This window comes from Peribacillus sp. NPDC096622, from assembly GCF_044762665.1.
Lineage (GTDB): Bacteria > Bacillota > Bacilli > Bacillales > DSM-1321 > Peribacillus > Peribacillus frigoritolerans_B.
The window spans coordinates 13603-31465 of record NZ_JBIWES010000010.1 but is presented as its reverse complement, the minus strand read 5'-3'; the positions used below and the strand labels follow the sequence as shown (position 1 = coordinate 31465).

Sequence of the window (17863 nt, the reverse complement as noted above, 5' to 3'; positions counted from 1 at the left end):
GCGCTTTTCCCGCAGGAGTCTCGCGCCTTTCGTTCCAATCAACTTTGTTTTGAAATTTTAGGTAAAACCCTTTTGTCTACATTTTTATTAGGACGTGTACAAGTTAGACGCCGATTTCCACTACAGGCACTCGCTTTCCGCGGGCGGTCGGCCCTCGGCACCGCTTTCCCCGCAGGAGTCTTACACCTTCCGTTCCAATCAACTGTACTAGATGATCCTTCATGGTTTTTTACAGTAATCCTTAATGGATGGAGGGAATTTGCGACACTCCTGCCGAAATACTGGCTAGTCGAGACCCCACAGACGCTTGCGTCGAGGAGGCTTGGCAGACAGTCGGCGGAAGGGAACGTATTTCCGGAATCACTGGAACGTTTTTTTAGTATTATGAAATAGAAAAATCGACAATGAAAAATAGTTTGACTTTTTTAACAACTATGTATATATTTGGTTTAATACTAACTACCGTTAGTTAATATAGTGCGAAAAGAAGGTGTTAGAAATAAAAAGTAATCTATTGAAGTATAGGTTGTAAGCGATTACACTTTGTGTTTGTAAATTTATATGAAAAGATTTTTATATGAAACCAGGAGTTGATACTTATGAAATATCCACTTACACCAGATGTTAAGCCAGAGTTTTGTACAACAGGAACTTTTATGCGTTTACCTTCTCAAAAGCATGATGCAAAGCTTGCCATTGTAGGTATGCCTTTTGATACAGCAGCCTCTTTTCGGGTGGGGGCCAGGTTTGCTCCTCAAGCCATTCGCCAAGCATCCATGACCCTGTTTCCATATCATCCGATTCATAATGTATATCCTTTTGAACAAATGAATGCCATTGATATTGGCGATATCCCTGTTATTCCCCATAATATTCATCGAAGCTATGAACTAATGAAGGAATCCATGCATGAATTGATGGCCAAAGGGGTCATACCGATTGGGTTAGGGGGAGATCATTCTGTTACTTTAGCTAGTTTACGCGCTGCGGCAAAGGTATATGGCCCTGTAGCCATGATTCATTTTGATTCCCATACAGATACCTGGGATACATATTATGAGGAAAAATATTGGCATGGATCTCCTTTCATTCGTGCACACGAAGAAGGTCTGCTGCAGACAGATAAAGTATTTCAAATAGGAATCCGCGGCACGCTAAACCACTCTGGTGATTTACAGGCAAGTCTTGATTTAGGTTATCGTCTGATTACAACGGGTGAACTTTCCAATCGTGGATTTGAAGATGTTTTGAAAGAGATCAGGAAAACGATTGGTAACACCCCCTGTTTCTTGACATTTGATATAGATTTCGTTGATCCTTCTTTTGCCCCAGGAACGGGTACGCCTGAAATAGGAGGTTTTAGCAGCTTTGAAACATTAAAAATGATACGTTCCCTAACTGATTTTAACTTTATAGGGTATGACCTGGTTGAAGTGCTGCCTTCATATGATCCAAGCCAAATCACTTCACTTTTAGCTGCAACACTTGTGCATGAATTTGCCAGCCTTGCAGCATTAAGTGCCAAAGAAGATCATTAATAATCACTTTAACTTAAAAACAGCCATTATATTTAATAAAGGAGGCAGCTCTTTGGATGAAAGGATTACCCGAGCTTAAGCGTTCACTGAATACCAGATATGTAATTGTATTTGGACTTTCCTTTATGGCTCCTGTAACAGTCTTTAGCACATATGGCATCGCTATTGATCGTACCCATGGAATGGTTCCGACAGCATACATAATCGCTTTGATTGTCATGCTATTCACTTCATATAGTTACGCAAAAATGGTTCAGGTATATCCCACTACCGGTTCAGCTTATACCTTTGTGCAGAAAGGAATTAATTCACACCTTGGTTTTCTGGTAGGATGGGTCATTTTATTGGATTATCTTTTCAGTCCTATGATCAGCGCTTTACTTTTTGGAATTATGGTGAATGCTTACTTTCCTGGTATTCCTATCATTGCAGTTATCATTTCTTTTATTATTGCTGTGACAACTATTAATATTTTTGGGATTAAGGTTGCTGCAAATGTGAATACCTTTTTGGTGATATTTCAATTTCTTTTTATCATTATCTTCAGCCTGCTTTGCATAAATGGACTTTTAGCAGGAAAAGGTACCGGGGAGTTGTTTTCTAAGGATCCTTTTTTTAGTCCTGACGTGAATATTAATAATCTGCTCTCGATCGTACCTCTATTGTGTTTTAGTTTTCTTGGGTTTGATGCGGTTACTACATTAGCTGAAGAAACCAAAAATCCCCAAAAAACACTTCCTAAAGCTATTTATGCTACGACATTGATTGGAGGGGTATTATTTATTGCATCCACCTATTTTGCACAATCGATTTTCCCGGATTTCAATGCTTTTGAGAACCCTGATACAGCTATAGTCGATATCATGATTTATACCGGGGGTAATTTTCTGAATAGTTTGTTCATTTCTGTCGTAGTGACATCTGCTACTGCTTCCGCGATAGCTTCAGGAGGAAGCGGAGCCAGGATTTTATATGCAATGGGGAGAGATAATGTTCTGCCTAAGAGGATATTCGGATACGTTTCTCCAAAATTTCAAACGCCGATATTCAATATCCTGATCATTGCTTGTGTTGCAATGAGCGCCGTATTTTTGGATATCGCAACGGCTACTTCTTTCATTAATTTTGGAGCACTGTTTGCTTTTACATTCGTTAATCTTTCTGTGCTTATCCATTATTTTGTGAGGCAGAAGCAGAGATCTCCTAAAAGTTTCATTTTATATTTCCTTCTTCCCTTAATTGGCACCGGCATAACCATATTGTTTATGACAAAGTTGGATATCCATTCTTTAGTATTAGGGATTACTTGGATGGCAGTAGGGTTCATTTACTTATTGTACTTAACAAAAATGTTTAAGGAACGTCCTCCTGAACTGAATTTTGCAGAGCAAACAGAAGAATTCGATGCAAAACTAGTGCAATGATAAGTTACTGTTTTATTATTTTGAATGAAAAGAGGTAAACTCCATGGCTAATAAAAAAGCAGATATCGTTCTTTCCAGTGATGCTATTTTCACAGGGCTTACACATGAGCCGACGTCTGGTGCAATTGCTATCTTAGGTGACAAAATTATGAGTGTAGGATCAAAAGCGGAGATTGATCCTTTTATAGGAAGTGGGACAAAAGTATTTAACTATGGAAATCAATTGATCATGCCTGGATTTCATGATTTTCATCTCCACATTATGTTTAGTGCACTAAGTTTAAATAGTATTAATTTATTTGAAGCCAGGTCAGCTCAAGAAGTAGCTGAAAAAGTACTGGAATTTTCTAAAGATTGTCCTGAGGAAGAATGGATCATAGGCATGCAATGGGACGCAGGTTATTGGCATGATAAACAAGAGCCCCATTATAAAATACTTGACGCTGTCATCCCAGATCGTCCTGTGGTTCTTTTTCATGCTGAAGGTCATTATACATGGGTGAACAGTAAGGCCATGGATTTAGCAGGTGTTACTGAGGATATACGTGATCCGGATTTTGGTCGCTATGAAAGAGATAAGAATGGTCTACTTACTGGAATTTTATATGAAGAAGCCCAGCAAATCGTTTTAAAAGAGGCATTACGGTTAACACAAAATAAAAAAGAAACGATATTAAAAGAGTTTTTAAGATTATTATCACAATATGGAATTACTTCTGTAAACGATTTGTTTGCTCCAATAGATGACTTCCTTCAAGACTATGACCTTTTTGAGAAATTGGATAAGCAAGGAGGATTAACGACTAGATTTCATATCACTCCTGAATTGGATGGCAATTTGGACAAAGCTCAAATACTGAGAAATAAATATGAATCAAAGAAACTGCAATTCTCAGGATTAAAGCAATTCGTTGATGGAACAGTCACGGGTCATACCGCTTACTTCCTGAAACCTTACTCCGATCAAGTGGATATCTGCGGTCATCCAGCTCTAGATCCAGAAGTATTGATCGATCGAGTTGTTAAAGCGGATGAACTTGGATTTAGAATCAGGTTTCACGCTATTGGAGATGCGGCAATTCGTTTAGCTTTAGACGCTTTTGAAGAAGCTGTACGCAAGAATGGAAAAAGAGACTCAAGGCATACAATAGAGCATATTGAAGTAATCGATCAGGATGACATTGAACGTTTTTCAAAACTGGGGGTCATTGTCTCTATGCAACCTGATCACATGGCTGCTTCATCAAGAGAGGTATATTCTTCAATAATAGGTCCTGAAAGGGAAAAAAATGTTTTCCTGACGAAGTCGCTTTTAAATTCAGGTGCATCTTTAGCTTTAGGAACAGACTTTCCGGTTTCCATCTCATTAAATCCAATGCGGCAAATATATACTGCCATTACAAGAGTTGATAGTAGCGGAGATCCAAAAAACACATGGCATCCTGAACAAAAGCTCACTTTGGCAGAGGCATTGCAAGCATATACATATGGCTCAGCCTATGGATGTTTCAGGGAGCACGAGCTAGGCACAATAGAAGAGGGGAAACTTGCTGATCTTGTGGTTTTAGACAGAAATCTCTTTGATATTCCAGAAAGCGAAGTACTTAATACTAAAGTGGAACTTACAATAAACGATGGGAAAGTTGTGTATAAAAGCGAAGAAACTTCTTTATCGAGCATACTCTAATTCTTATCTTTTAGAGAAAAAGGATTATTTCCAAGGCGTCAAATATTTAGTTTAAAAAAGGAAATGAGTTTATAATGAAATTAACTAACGTTTGATAGTTTGGGGGCTCATTATGACAAAAAATGAAATTAAAAACATTTCCTTAACACTTTTTACTAAGTACGGATACGAGGGAACTGCTTTATCGGAAATTGCCAAGAGGGTAGGTATACAAAAACCCTCAATTTATAACCATTTCAAAAATAAGGATGACCTTTTCTTGTGCCTGTTTGAAGAAATCCTGGAAGAGCATATACAACAGGTCGAACAATTTGTCGAAGAGATAAATACACTCTCTTCTGAAGAAAAGTTAAAGCACATCCTTCTTGATACTTGTAACTATTATAAAAACCATGAAGATAAAGCAACATTTTTAAAGAGGGCGATGATCTTTCCGCCGGAGCATTTGAAGCACATTTTGAATGAAAGTTTCCTTAGATCCGAAGAATCATTTTCCGCTATCTTACATGATATCTTTGTCGAAGGAATTGATAAAAAAGAAATACGCCAAGGGAAAATCGAGAACTTAATCATGTCCTATTTCTGTTTGATTGATGGGATATTCATGGAATTTTCTTATTATGGTAAAGAGAATATGGAACCTAGAATTCAGAATATATGGGAAAATTTTTGGTATGGACTAAGTGGATGATACATTCATACCTTTTCATACTCTAAAAACCAGATCTCCACTCCAGGCACTCGCTTTCCGCGGGAGTCTCGAATACCTGATCCAATCAACTGTACTGGATTATCCTTTGGTTTTTTACAGTAATCTTTAATGGATGGAAGAGATTTACGACACTCCTGTCGAATAACTGGCTAGCCGAGACCCGCAGACGCTTTGTTGTTTATTTTACCGTTTAATGAATCGCTTAAATTCGTAGCTATCTATTTAGCGTTAACTATTTTTCTAGGGTGGATGGCATTTCTTCAGTGGTCAGGGTTCGGCTCGCTGTTCAAAGATTTTTTTGTTAAACATGACAAGTCATTTCGGTTAATCATGTGTTTGTTATTGATTTACTCTGCCGGTTCGATTTTTCTGTGATTACTAAATTAAAGGAAGATCTGATCTGTCTTTAGGTTCTTATTAACAGTAAGCATTCTTATTTTATAAACACTGACATTAGTGCAGGCTGTTTTTTATATGATATATTTGGGGTGAAAAAATGCCAAGAGTAAGTTACCGAAGTTCAGATGTTGACTTAATGGCGAGGATGATGAGAGCTGAAGCCGAAGGTGAAGGACTACAAGGAATGTTGTATGTTGGAAATGTAATTGTTAATCGTCTTAAAGCAAATTGTTTGGACTTTAAGGATCTAAGAACCATTCGACAAGTCATTTTTCAAATACAAGGAGGAAATTATTCTTTTGAAGCTGTTCAAAAAGGTAATGTATTTTATCAAAGAGCGAGAACTGCTGAAAAAAGATTAGCAAAACAGAATTTGGATTATTGGAGAGAACACCCAGGGAAATATGCGCTTTGGTATTTTAATCCATATGCTCCATGCCCACCGACTTGGTACGATCAACCTTTTGCTGGTCAATTTAAAAATCATTGTTATTATGAACCAAAACCTGGAACATGTGAAAGTGTTTATACCGGCGGTTAGGAGGTCTGGGGGCCATTATTTCATTTCAAGGAGCTGATCGGCAGCTCCTTTTTTTATGCAACAATCGGGCACTTCAATAAGCTTTTTTTGTAAAATAAAGGAAGTGACGGATTGTAGTTTGGGAGGATTTTTAGTGAAGGCTATTATATTTTATATTGTTGGGTTATTCATTCTCTATATAGTTATTGAAACAGCAGTAAGAAAAGGAATTAACAATTCAAATATTGGTCAACTTCTTGAAAAAAAGTATGGAGTGAAAGAAGATAAAAAGTCTTTTCTTGATGATGATTTGGATAATGAAAATAAAACGGATTATTAAAATAAGGGAGGTTGCTGCGGCAACCTTTTTTTAGAGGGGAAGTAAATTTAGGCATTCTTTTTAACAAAATCAACAATACATCAATTTAGCTTCCTCAAACGGGTGCCAGTTTGTCGAATTGTTATTCAGCATCTTTCCGAGGGTGACGAAAATCAGCGTAGTAGACCTTTCGCTTTTCTGGTTCGGATTCAATATTTTCGATGAATGCCGTTTTGGCTTTCTCCAGTAACAGGCCCTTTAATTTCCGAAGCTTTATTGGTCCCACTCCTGGCACCTTATCAGCTATATGTACTTCGAAATCCCCCTGCCGTTTATAAAAGCGAATGCTAGCAAGCCCCGTTCTTTCGACTTTCCCCAAGGTATATGTAAATTCAAATCGCTGCTGAATGAATGAAGATAACTCAGGCAGCCCTAAACCTTCATAGAGGGGAGGGAATTCATGATAAACTGGAGGTTCTTTGAACGATATTGAAGAAATCTTCAAATGGGTACTCCTCCTTTGGTAGAATAAAGACAAGCATACGTTGCCTATATTATTGTGCTATGGGCCAATTTTTTAAACATCCTTACAGCTAATCAAAATCTTAACAGATCTCTAAATGTTAAGCCGCAGGAGTATTTTTAAAAAGAAATGCATGTACTGGGTTAATTTAATAATTATTATATAAAATATAACAAAAAATCACGCTCCCTTTATACGGATATAAAATTCAAGAGTTATTCTTGATTTACATCCAGAGGGAGGGATCGGAAGTTGTCAAAATTTCAGGCCATAACTTCTTTGTTGATCTTGGTATTTATCATCATTTTCGTAACTTATAAAATCACAGCATTCTCATCCAATCATTCCACAACGAACCTTTCCACATCCAACCGCTACATTCAACTACAATTATTAGGCGTTAATGATTTTCACGGCCAACTAAACAAATATCAAATGGTTTCGGGAACCATGGCAGGCGGTGCTGAATACTTGGCTGCCTATTTAAAAAAATATAAACAAGAAAACCCAAATACACTACTTGTTCATGCTGGTGATATGGTAGGAGGAAGTCCTCCGATCTCTTCTCAATTTCAAGACGAACCCACGATTGAATTTTTAAACCTCCTGCACTTTGATGTCGGGACACCTGGAAATCATGAATTGGACGAAGGCGTAAATGAAATGAAACGTCTTATTCATGGAGGATTCAATAAAAAAACAGGATATTTTCAAGGTTCCAATACTTCTTACAGTTCTGCAAATATCATCGACAGAAAGTCGGGTACTCCCTTGTTACCACCGTATGTTATTAAACAAATTGACGGAATTAATATTGGATTTATCGGTGTGGTCACAAAAGAGACCAACATGTATGTGTCCCCTGAAAATCGAAAAGAAGTGGAAATTACGGATGAAGTTTCAGCTATTAACCGGACCGTTAAGCATTTAAAGGAAAAAGGGATCAAAGTGATTGTTGTACTGGCACATGATTCAGCTAAATCAGATAAGGCAGGAGCAATTTCCAGTGGAGCCTTAGTGGAGATGGCTCCAAAAATCGATGATGAGGTCGATGTCATTTTTGCGGGTCACAGCCATGAATATGCTAATACCGTTGCAGCCGGTAAACTGATCGTTCAAGCTTATTCTAATGGGAAAGCCTTTTCTCAAGTAAATCTTGAAATCGACCCACATTCTAAAATTATTGTTAAGAAACAAGCAAGGATAATTGTCACTTCACATCATCATCTAAAACCGGATGAAGAAACGGTTGCTCTTCTAGATAGATATAGAAAAAGATTGGGAAGCAATTTTAATCAGGTAATAGGGGAAATGCCGGAAGAAATCAGACGAATTCAAGATGCAAACGGTGAATCCCCATTAGCGAAAATGATTGCAGAATCTGAGCGGGAAGCCATGGGGGTAGATATAGCTTTTGTCCATCAAGGCGAAATGCGGAAAGGTTTAAAAAAAGGGGAAATCACTGTAGAAGACCTCTATACAAACGTACCTATGGGTCATAATGTCAGTAAGTTAATTTTAACAGGAGACCAGATAAAATTTGCTTTAGAACAGCAGTGGACGAAAGATTATGAAAATAGGTTACAAACGGTTGGCTTAACGTATGACTGGGAACCCAAAGCTCCAATTGGCAGCCGCGTTGTTGAGCTGAAAGACATGAAGGGTCAAGAGATTCAGCCAAACAACGAATATGAAGTAGCGGTTAGTAATTATTTAGCTTCAGGCGGTGATAACTTCACTGCATTTGAACAAGGTAGACTCGTAGAATCCGGTCCACAAGTTGTCACTGCACTTATACGCCATATCCAACAGAAGTATCCTCCCCATTCATTGAAAGAATGAAGGAGAAACATAACAGGTGCGTTTCTGTAATAAGCAGGAACGCTTTTTCACTAACGTAAGCAGGATAGTTTGAATGAGCTATAAAAAATTTTTCATTATTCATATGTCAAATATCCGTTTCGGATCTATTCACTAGTTCATATCCTATTAATACTAGGGAGGAGATGAATAGATTGGCATCTAATGATGAATTAATTTGTCAAAAATTTGCTAGGATTATCGGCGGCCAAGAAGGATTTGCGGGTGGCAAATGTGTGGCAACCATAAATAGAAATGAAATAAAAGTGAAAATTTTAGGAAAACGTTTTAGAGTAACCTCTTCTTTCTCATTTGAATCCAGAGATAATCAGACTGGACGAGCATTGTGCCTAGGCAGGGTAGCACTCTTGCAAAAAGAAGTCGAGAATTTCGTTGCTTCCATTCTTAAACAAGGAATAATAGTTTCATCCATACACAATGAATGGCTTTTCGATAATCCGAATTTGGTTTACGTTAATATCGAAGCTGTTGATGATCCATTAGTTTTTGCAAGGAAAGTCAGAAAAGCGTTAAGGAACTAACGGATTTCCCACTAATGGGAAACCGGAGCTGTCTTTAAGGCAGCTTTTTCTTATGCAACTACCACCCCACCCCCGCCAATCTTAGGGTAAGGAAACGATTCTGGATTTCAGGGGCCACTATGGAAAACAAAACCAAAAATCAAGAAATAAGATGTTTAATGTTAATAAAATTGTTCCAGAAAAGGGCCAGATTGTTGAGGAACATAGCAATTAGAAGCAAGCTAGTTTACTTAATAAATCTTATATACAATAAAAAAGGATCTTTGATTGGAAGATCCTTTTTTTATTGCTTAATTTATTTTCTTATTGTCTTTACTTAGAACATGAATTTCATAAGGGCCAGGAAATGATTTTTTTATTTGTTTATATTGAAAAAATTCATTTGTGAGTTCTTCAATACGTTTTCCTATTTCTTTAGCTTTTTTATCTGTACTGTCTATGGAAGTATTAATAATAATGGGATTCTGATCATCTATTATAGTTGTAGATGTAACTTTGAGATCCTTTATTTCTTTCAACCCTTGATCTATTGATGGCATAACTTTCATTTCCCAATCTCGTTTTAAATTTGATTTAAAACGTATTGGAATATCCTTAACATTGAATCCTTTTTCTTGAGCTAACTTAAGAAATTCTTTATAAAAATTGTTAACCTCATTTGGCTCAATAACTTCTTTACCGTTTTTATAAAACATTAAATCTAACTGAACAATACGTCCGTCAGTAGCTGAAAACATAACCCCTCCTAGAAGGACATCTATTTTATGGACTTGCTTCATTTCTTTTACGACTTCTTGAATAATATTATCCTCTTGTTCTTGCCGTTCTGTTTGATTTGTGTCATTCCAATCAGCAAGAACTTTCACTTTATAATCCCCATATTTTTTTGTTTGTAATACCTCTTCAATATTGCTTTGAAGGTCATCTTTTAAATAATTAAAGTTTTTCTTGGAGTAAGGTCTAATCACGAGAACGACTTCTTTATTTGCACGGGAAATGGTTAAATCATAGCCATCTGGATGCCCTTTTTTCTTAAACACATTTTTGTTAAAAGAAGATTCAATGGCATTTTCTAATTTGATTGTTTCATAGTAGGAAATTAAATTATTTGGACTACCTTTAGATGTGACATTATTATCAGAGCTTTCCATTTCGTTATTAGTTTTATTTGATGTACATGCTACTACAAAAAATAGCATACCGAATAAAATGAATAACATTGATATTTTTTTCAAAAAATCATCCCCTAAAATATTAGCATTTTTACCCAACGTTGTTAATTGTAACATAATTTTAATGTTCTTATTAAGTTTCTCTTAGCCACCTATGAAGTGTTAATGTTTCAATAAGTGGGGAACCCTTAAACAGCTTTTAATCTTCCACAATCGGGCGCTTTTCTTGAGTAAAGAAAGTGCCTTTTTTCTTGTATTTTAAGGGTTCTCACGGTTCGATAATTGGTTATTGTCTGCGATTGTTGAATAACTTGCGTATAAAAAAGTCTCTCCTTGAACATAATAATATCTAGTTTGATTGATTTATAACATGGGAGAGTGAAAGAATAATGTTATTATCAGAAGCCTGGGAAAAGTATCAACTTGATAAAAAAATTGAGGGATATTCGCCTCTTACATTAAAAACATATTGTTTTCAATATAATCTCTTATTACGATTTTTCGGTGATATTGATATGGGTGAACTTACTACAGAAAAATTAAAAGGGTACCTAATACAGGCGAGCGAACACTTAAAGCCATCTAGTTTAGGACACAGGGTTCGTTGCATTAAATCACTATTCAAATGGACACATGATGAAGGGTTTATTCCTAAAAACCCTGCTGCTAAATTAAAAGAGCCGAAATTAGGCAAAAGAATTCCAAAATTCCTTTCAGAACTAGAGATTGAACATCTTAGGGAAGCTTGTCATACTTCGATGGAGAATGCGTTATTTGAATTTATGTATTCGACTGGCTGCCGTATTGGGGAAGTTGTAAAATTAAATTGTGATGATATTAATTTCTCAACGAATTCAGTCATTGTACATGGGAAAGGTGATAAAGAAAGGGAAGTGTACTTTAATACCCGTTGCTCGATTTAGTTAAAAAGGTATCTAGATGAGCGAGATGATGAGGATTCCTGTTTGTTTATTTCAGAAAGAAGGCCAAACAGGCGTATGAGTATTGATAATCTAAGATATATTATCAAACGCATATCAAATCGTGCTGGGATAAAAAAGAATATACATCCTCATCAATTACGACACAGCTATGCTACACATATGATTAATAACGGTGCGCCACTTGAAGTGATCCAAAGCTTGCTTGGTCATGAGAAGAGTGAGACCACAAAAATATATGCTCAGCTAAGTGGAAAGTTGAGACACGATTTTTATAGTAAATATTTTTGAAAGCAGCTATTTAAATTAAACTTTAACCGTAATCGAGGCGCGCATATAAAAAGGCGTGTCTTTTTGTTATCGGGCCATTTTCTGGAATAAGCGATTGCATGATTGATAGTAATGTCGGGCAAATAATATCTAATCGTATTAAAGTACGAATTGACAGGGAGTAAACCATGGATTGGCTAGAAAGAATGAATAATGCATTGGACTACATTGAAAACAGTCTGGATGAGGAAATAGACTACAAAGAAATTGCAAAAGTAGCTAATTGCTCTGAGTTTCATTTTTCAAGATGTTTTCTTCAATTTCTGGTGTATCGCTTTCAGAATATATTAGACGAAGGCGATTAACACTTGCAGCATTTGAGATACAAAAAGGTGATATTCGATTCATCGATGTGGCAATTGAATACGGACATGAAGCAAGAACATGCTATAAGCATATGGCCGGAAAATTAAGCACTGGGTGTGGTGGGTTGACAGTTTCGTTCATATCAGTTGCATAAGACCTATTGTAGAGTTGACACAAACTGTGCAATAAGTTAAAAGAATAAAAAAAAAGACCTTATTCAGGTCTCAATGATTGGGATTGATTTAAAAATTCTCTAATTTCATCAAATGATATACCTAAATCTCGTGCCTGCAATATCATTTCAGCCAATTCCTTATCTAAGCCTTTTTCGACAAATAATGAAATTAACATGTTCGCTCTCCTAATTTTAGGTACTCCAAACTCCATAGTTTGGGGACATAATGGACACGTTTCGAAAACAAATATGATTCCTCGGTTAAACTAGATTAGAAAGGGTAATGTTTTTTGGTACTTAATTACGAGTATTAAAATCTCTTAAGTTGATAGCGATGGGTGCTCCCCCACACTCATCAATTAAAGAAAGAAAAAGGAAAAAAAATGAACTGGCATCTTAAAGTGACTACCTGTAGAGAAACAAAATTTCGTTTAGGGGATACTTCAAGGCCCTAGTTTTATGGCGACGTGGCGGGACCTCATGCCTATCAACTTAAGAACTTGCTTTATTCAAAAAAATATTTTAGAGTAAGTTGTTTTTTGAACCAGAAAGGCATATTTTTAACTATAAAAACTATGACAAAATTTATCCGGTTTTCCTTTTTGCCTACTTGCTAAATTCAGCAAGTAAAATATTTTTAAAAGGATCAGAATGATTAGTTTTATGGCCATTCAAATTGATGGCCAATGTATGCTTGCCTCCAAGTGAGCCTCCAGCAAAAGTAGAAAACCCTGGAACACCGCCTGCGTGCCCCCATATCGAGACGTGATTTGGAAGCTTAATTTCATAGATTCCAAGACCATATCCATTGATTTCTTCTATTCCTGTAGGAACTGTATTAAGCATTTGTTTTAGTTGCTGTTCCTTCAGTAATTTGCCACTGAGTAAGTAAGAGAAAAATTTGTTTAAATCGTCAGCAGTAGAAATCATATCTCCATCCGAGCTACCTGGGTTAGAATAAGTAACGTCTTTTAGCTCACTTTCTCCGTCATATCTTTCATATCCACGGGCATGCTTGGTGCCTGGAATAACCGTTGAATTGCCAGGTAGGAATGTATTCGACAATTCAAGCGGTTCAATAATCCGATTTTCAACCTCTTCCGCATAGCTGTTTCCAGTTACTTTTTCAATAAGGATACCCAGTAATACGTATCCTGTGTTTGAATAAGACCAGCCCTTTCCTGGAGCAAAGTCTGGGGGAAGAGAAATCCCCATCTTTACGAATTCTTCAGCTGTATACGATTTTTTTGTATCTTTAATATCAAAGTCTTTTGACTTTATGTAGTCAGCGATACCACTTGTATGATTCAATATCTGCCGGATAGTAATCTGGTTACTATCATATCCGTTTCCTTGAATGACACCAGGCAACCATTTTTCAATGGAGTCGTCCAGATTCAAGCGGTTCTCTCCAGCTAATTGAAGTAGCACTGTTGCAATGAATGTCTTCGTCGTACTACCAATGCGAAAGCGAAAATCTGTTTTCATCGGCTTCTTGGTTCTCAGATCCGCTATGCCAGCGGCATAACTCCACGTTCTTCCACCCTTATAAATTTTAGCAAGTATTCCAGGGTATCCAAGTTGTAGTGTATCCCGCATTGCTTGCTTAACAGAAGTACGATCTCGTTGGGTACTTGTTTGTAACGAACTAGATACATTTTGAGTGGACTCTGCTTTTACAGATGTAATCTGACAATGCTTTTTCATAAAGATATTCCTCTCCTCTATTCATATTTTATCGGTAGTTATTTGCTGTTTTATACTAGTCACACAGCTTTCATCTTAACCAAAGACAAATGGATAAAAGTGGATTTGCAATTATCTTACTCAGTATTATTTTCACAAACGCTATTGTGTCCTAACAAACGGTAAATTCCTCTTTTTCCACATGTATGTTAATCCTAGAAATTACTTCTTTTCCTTAAAACACTCTTGTTACTGGTTTGTTTTTCATAAATAGGTCATACCTGTTTCCCCTTTCATGCCTCTTTATATTTTTATCATACACAATGAAAATCTCCCCTCCTCATTTATTGTTAATGCGTTAAAAACTGCTCCTTGATTCTAAGTGTTTTTCTGTCACATACGGTAGTGTCAAAATGTCATGGTTTTTATGACATAACTATTAATCCAGCCGTATCCCACTCAATTTTTGCTGTTCTTTATAAATATGACAAAAGTTTACTATCGACTATGACTCGCCTCTTGCTGCATGTAAAAATATTATGCTCTAGGAGTTCGCCTCCCTACTTCAATAAAATAATCATGGTTACCTTGTTGTGGGGATAAAAACCGTTGATTAACTTCTTGTTTCTTTACAGTGAATGATTCTTGAACACTCTTTGTACCTAGTTTATATTTGTCCTTATTTTCATCATCATATCGAAATACTACATCTTCAATTTTTGTTGAAAATGATGTAGTCAGCTGTCCAGAAAAAAAATCTGAAAACTTGATGGTTTCATTATATTTCTCTGTAGACAGTACATTATTTGATGTATCTGCATAGCTACATATCGGTAAACTAATTGATGTAGCAATAACACCAGCTGACAATAAAACTGCTAAACTTTGTTTCTTTTTTTTCATGTTTTTTTCTCCTTTGTTGTTACATCCTTAGTTAGACAGAATATTTTCACTTTTCGAAAAGTGGTACCACCACACATCAAATTAAGAACTTGCTTTTCCCAAAAATTTTTTAGAGTAAGTTGTTTTTTGAACCAGAAAAGCATATTTTTAACTATAAAAACTATGACAAAATTTATCCGTTTTTCCTTTTTGCCTACTTGCTAAATTCAGCAAGTAAAATATTTTTAAATGGATCAGGACTGTCAGCTTTAAGGCTGTTCAAATTGACGGCCAATGTATGCTTGCCTCCAAGTGTGCCACCAGCAAAAGTGGTAAACCCTAGAACGCCACCTTTGTGTCCCCATATCGAGACACTGTTTGGAAGCTTAGTTTCATAGATTCCAAGACCATATCCGGTTCCTTCTCTTCCTGTAGGAACTGTAGTAAGCATTTGTTTTAGTTGCTGTTCCTTCAATAATTGACCACTGAGTAAGTAAGAGAAGAATTTGTTTAAATCGTCAGCAGTAGAAATCATATCTCCATCCGAGCTACCTGGGTTAATATAAGTAACGTCTTTTAGCTCACTTGCTCCGTCTAGTTGGAAATAGCCACGGGCATGCTTGGTGCCTGGAATCACGCTTGAATTGCCAGGTAGGAATGTATTTGACAAATCAAGCGGTTCAATAATCCGATTTTCAACCTCTTCCGCATAGCTGTTTCCAGTTACTTTTTCAATAAGGATCCCCAGTACTACGTATCCTGTGTTTGAATAAGACCAACCCTTTCCTGGGGCAAAGTCTGGGGGAAGAGAAATCCCCATCTTTACGAATTCTTCAGCCGTATACGATTTTTTTGTATCCATAATATCAAAGTCTTTTGAATTTACATAGTCAGCGATACCACTTGTATGATTCAATATCTGCCGGATAGTAATCTGGTTACCATCATATCCGTTTCCTTGAATGACACCAGGCAACCATTTTTCAATGGAGTCGTCCAGATTCAAGCGGTTCTCTCCAGATAATTGAAGTAGAACTGTTGCAATGAATGTCTTTGTCACACTGCCAATGCGAAAGCGAAAATCTGTTTTCATCGGTTTCTTGGTTCTCAGATCCGCTATCCCAGCAGCATAACTCCACGTTTTTCCACCCTTATGAATTTTAGCAAGTATCCCAGGGTATCCAAGTTGTAGTGTATCCCGCATTGCTTGCTTAACAGAAGTATGATCTCGTTGGGTACTTGTTTGTAACGAACTAGATACATTTTGAGTGGGCTCTGCTTTTACAATTGAGGTTGGTGTTGTATATAACAGAGAACTTCCAGTCATTAAAAGGACTAAACATGTAGATGTAATCTGACAATGCTTTTTCATAAAGATATTCCTCTCCTCTATTCATATTTTATCGGTAGTTATTTGCTGTTTTATACTAGTCACACAGCTCTCATCTTAACCAAAGACAAAAGGGCAAGAGTGGATTTGCAATTATCTTACTCATTATTATTTACACAAACGCTATTGTGTCCTAACAAACGGTAAATCCCTCTTTTTCCACATGTATGTTAACCCTAGAAATTACTTCTTTTCCTTAAAATACTCTTGTTACTGGTTTGTTTTTCTTGGTCATACCTGTTTCCCCTTTCACGCCTCTTTATATTTTTATCATACACAATGAAAATCTCCCCTCCTCATTTATTGTTAATGCGTTAAAAAATGCTCTTTGATTCTAAGTGTTTTTCTGTCACATTCGGTAGTGTCAAAATGTCATGGTTTCTATGACATCGCTATTAATACAGCCGTATCTCACTCAATTTTTGTTGTTCTTTATAAATAGGGGTCTTACCACATGCCCATCAAGTTAATATTTTTCAAGTCCCTCAAGATGAAAAACTAAGATGTTTCTAGAAAAAGAAACTTAAAATTTTCATTTTGGGTATTCATTCTTCTTAGCTTGATGGGCATGTGGCGGCGCCCCAATAAGAAAAAATTCGACTTGATTGAAAAACCATAAGCGGTCAATGTGATTTTATGTTCTAGTGTGTAATTTTCCATGTGAGTACTCCTTTTTTCCAGGTTTATCTTCTCGGGATTGTTTTGTAGAGGATTAATAAAACCATCTTGTTTTTAACCAGGAGTAGGCTGTTCCCCCTTTTTGCATTATTTAAAAGTATCATATGACATTTTGACACTGGTAAGTTTGACAAAGTAAGCATTATGGTGGGGTTATTAAACAGAGAGGAGTGATGAACCTTATGAAATCAAGATTCATCCAAAATGGTTATTTTTTATTGCTAACTTTCGTTACAGGATTGTTTTATTTTTGTTTTTACCTTGTAGCTCTGCTACTCAGTTTTACCCTTTCATTTACAGTAGTTGGGATTCCACTAGTTATACGCGTACTACAGACTACCACAAGTTTTATACAATTCGAGCGCATACAAACGAAAATTTATGCTGATATTTCGACAGACTCTTACAATAGAAGTGTCACAACGGATACATCGGACTGGGCTCAAGTGAAATTAGGGCTTACGAATCGTCACACCTGGTCTGCTGTCTTTTGGTTAATGCAGAAATTTGTTATTGGAATTTTCAGTCTCATTAGTGCAATCATTTTTTATGTAATGCCATTTATGTTTCTGTTGGCACCAATACTGTATCGATACATCGACATGAATATCCTTTTCATGCAGGTAGATACTTTTGCCAACTCACTCATTGTAATGTCTATGGGTATAGTGTCTATCTTCATAAGTATTAAAATAGTAGATGGTTTGGCAAAAAAAATTGGAGGTTATACAAACAGTATGATTCGGCAGCTAAATCGATAGAAATTTTCAGGCTAATCT

The 17863-nt window shown here is 36.4% G+C and carries 15 protein-coding genes and 3 pseudogenes; 12 read left to right on the top strand and 6 right to left on the bottom strand.

The window, feature by feature from the left end:
• Window positions 1-72 precede the first annotated feature (72 nt).
• The 7 genes from ACIQYG_RS17560 (at window position 73) to ACIQYG_RS17530 (ending at window position 6620) form a co-directional block, all read left to right on the top strand.
• Window positions 73-393: a hypothetical protein gene (locus ACIQYG_RS17560; protein ID WP_402840346.1), complete on the top strand. Its 321-nt coding sequence runs from the start codon at window positions 73-75 to the stop codon at window positions 391-393.
• Window positions 394-599: 206 nt separating this feature from the next.
• Complete coding sequence (speB, locus tag ACIQYG_RS17555; protein ID WP_402840343.1) at window positions 600-1538, top strand: agmatinase; 939 nt, start codon at window positions 600-602, stop codon at window positions 1536-1538.
• A 56-nt stretch (window positions 1539-1594) separates the two neighbouring features.
• Window positions 1595-2962, top strand: a complete 1368-nt coding sequence (locus tag ACIQYG_RS17550; protein WP_402840340.1) for an APC family permease — start codon at window positions 1595-1597, stop codon at window positions 2960-2962.
• 43 nt (window positions 2963-3005) lie between these two features.
• On the top strand, window positions 3006-4649 hold the full coding sequence (locus tag ACIQYG_RS17545) for an amidohydrolase (protein ID WP_402840337.1): 1644 nt from the start codon (window positions 3006-3008) through the stop codon (window positions 4647-4649).
• A 112-nt stretch (window positions 4650-4761) separates the two neighbouring features.
• Window positions 4762-5340, top strand: a complete 579-nt coding sequence (locus tag ACIQYG_RS17540) for a TetR/AcrR family transcriptional regulator (RefSeq protein ID WP_402840334.1) — start codon at window positions 4762-4764, stop codon at window positions 5338-5340.
• Window positions 5341-5857: 517 nt separating this feature from the next.
• Complete coding sequence (locus ACIQYG_RS17535; RefSeq protein ID WP_402840331.1) at window positions 5858-6301, top strand: cell wall hydrolase; 444 nt, start codon at window positions 5858-5860, stop codon at window positions 6299-6301.
• Window positions 6302-6434: 133 nt separating this feature from the next.
• Window positions 6435-6620 (top strand): hypothetical protein, encoded by a 186-nt coding sequence (locus tag ACIQYG_RS17530; protein WP_402840328.1) that lies wholly within the window; start codon window positions 6435-6437, stop codon window positions 6618-6620.
• A gap of 121 nt (window positions 6621-6741) precedes the next feature.
• Here ACIQYG_RS17530 and ACIQYG_RS17525 read toward each other — a convergent pair whose 3' ends face one another.
• A complete protein-coding gene (locus ACIQYG_RS17525) occupies window positions 6742-7104 on the bottom strand; it encodes a hypothetical protein (RefSeq protein ID WP_402840325.1) in 363 nt (120 codons plus the stop codon).
• Between the two features lie 270 nt (window positions 7105-7374).
• Here ACIQYG_RS17525 and ACIQYG_RS17520 point away from each other — a divergent pair, with 270 nt between their 5' ends.
• Together ACIQYG_RS17520 and ACIQYG_RS17515 are read left to right on the top strand one after the other, a co-directional pair.
• Window positions 7375-8964, top strand: a complete 1590-nt coding sequence (locus ACIQYG_RS17520) for a bifunctional metallophosphatase/5'-nucleotidase (protein ID WP_402840322.1) — start codon at window positions 7375-7377, stop codon at window positions 8962-8964.
• 173 nt (window positions 8965-9137) lie between these two features.
• Window positions 9138-9524 (top strand): DUF1259 domain-containing protein, encoded by a 387-nt coding sequence (locus ACIQYG_RS17515; protein WP_402840319.1) that lies wholly within the window; start codon window positions 9138-9140, stop codon window positions 9522-9524.
• Window positions 9525-9814: 290 nt separating this feature from the next.
• Here the strand turns inward: ACIQYG_RS17515 and ACIQYG_RS17510 are convergent, their stop codons facing one another.
• A complete protein-coding gene (locus tag ACIQYG_RS17510) occupies window positions 9815-10759 on the bottom strand; it encodes a hypothetical protein (RefSeq protein WP_402840316.1) in 945 nt (314 codons plus the stop codon).
• Window positions 10760-11085: 326 nt separating this feature from the next.
• On the opposite strand from ACIQYG_RS17510, the pseudogene xerA reads away from it, so the two are divergent.
• Both xerA and ACIQYG_RS17500 read left to right on the top strand, forming a co-directional pair.
• Window positions 11086-11928, top strand: a pseudogene (xerA, locus tag ACIQYG_RS17505) (site-specific tyrosine recombinase/integron integrase).
• Between the two features lie 167 nt (window positions 11929-12095).
• A pseudogene (locus ACIQYG_RS17500) lies at window positions 12096-12379 on the top strand (helix-turn-helix transcriptional regulator); the annotation flags it as partial.
• A gap of 107 nt (window positions 12380-12486) precedes the next feature.
• Here the strand turns inward: ACIQYG_RS17500 and ACIQYG_RS17495 are convergent.
• The 4 genes and pseudogenes from ACIQYG_RS17495 to ACIQYG_RS17480 form a co-directional block, all read right to left on the bottom strand.
• Entirely contained in the window at window positions 12487-12624 is a 138-nt protein-coding gene (locus ACIQYG_RS17495; RefSeq protein WP_402840313.1) for a hypothetical protein, read from the bottom strand.
• Between the two features lie 430 nt (window positions 12625-13054).
• Window positions 13055-14155, bottom strand: a complete 1101-nt coding sequence (locus tag ACIQYG_RS17490; protein WP_402840310.1) for a serine hydrolase domain-containing protein — start codon at window positions 14153-14155, stop codon at window positions 13055-13057.
• A gap of 516 nt (window positions 14156-14671) precedes the next feature.
• Complete coding sequence (locus ACIQYG_RS17485; protein WP_402840307.1) at window positions 14672-15037, bottom strand: hypothetical protein; 366 nt, start codon at window positions 15035-15037, stop codon at window positions 14672-14674.
• A 193-nt stretch (window positions 15038-15230) separates the two neighbouring features.
• Window positions 15231-16413, bottom strand: a pseudogene (locus tag ACIQYG_RS17480) (serine hydrolase domain-containing protein).
• 853 nt (window positions 16414-17266) lie between these two features.
• Between ACIQYG_RS17480 and ACIQYG_RS17475 the strand changes: the two are divergent.
• Window positions 17267-17845 carry a sensor domain-containing protein gene (locus ACIQYG_RS17475; protein WP_402840304.1) on the top strand — a complete coding sequence of 193 codons (579 nt, stop codon included), beginning with the start codon at window positions 17267-17269 and terminating at the stop codon, window positions 17843-17845.
• Window positions 17846-17863: the final 18 nt, after the last annotated feature.

Bases quoted from the DNA above. Each gene is read 5' to 3' on its own strand.
- speB (WP_402840343.1), top strand. From the start codon at position 600: ATGAAATATCCACTTACACCAGATGTTAAGCCAGAGTTTTGTACAACA.
- ACIQYG_RS17485 (WP_402840307.1), bottom strand. From the start codon at position 15,037: ATGAAAAAAAAGAAACAAAGTTTAGCAGTTTTATTGTCAGCTGGTGTT.
- ACIQYG_RS17550 (WP_402840340.1), top strand. From the start codon at position 1,595: ATGAAAGGATTACCCGAGCTTAAGCGTTCACTGAATACCAGATATGTA.
- ACIQYG_RS17475 (WP_402840304.1), top strand. From the start codon at position 17,267: ATGAAATCAAGATTCATCCAAAATGGTTATTTTTTATTGCTAACTTTC.
- ACIQYG_RS17495 (WP_402840313.1), bottom strand. From the start codon at position 12,624: ATGTTAATTTCATTATTTGTCGAAAAAGGCTTAGATAAGGAATTGGCT.
- ACIQYG_RS17540 (WP_402840334.1), top strand. From the start codon at position 4,762: ATGACAAAAAATGAAATTAAAAACATTTCCTTAACACTTTTTACTAAG.
- ACIQYG_RS17535 (WP_402840331.1), top strand. From the start codon at position 5,858: ATGCCAAGAGTAAGTTACCGAAGTTCAGATGTTGACTTAATGGCGAGG.
- ACIQYG_RS17545 (WP_402840337.1), top strand. From the start codon at position 3,006: ATGGCTAATAAAAAAGCAGATATCGTTCTTTCCAGTGATGCTATTTTC.
- ACIQYG_RS17490 (WP_402840310.1), bottom strand. From the start codon at position 14,155: ATGAAAAAGCATTGTCAGATTACATCTGTAAAAGCAGAGTCCACTCAA.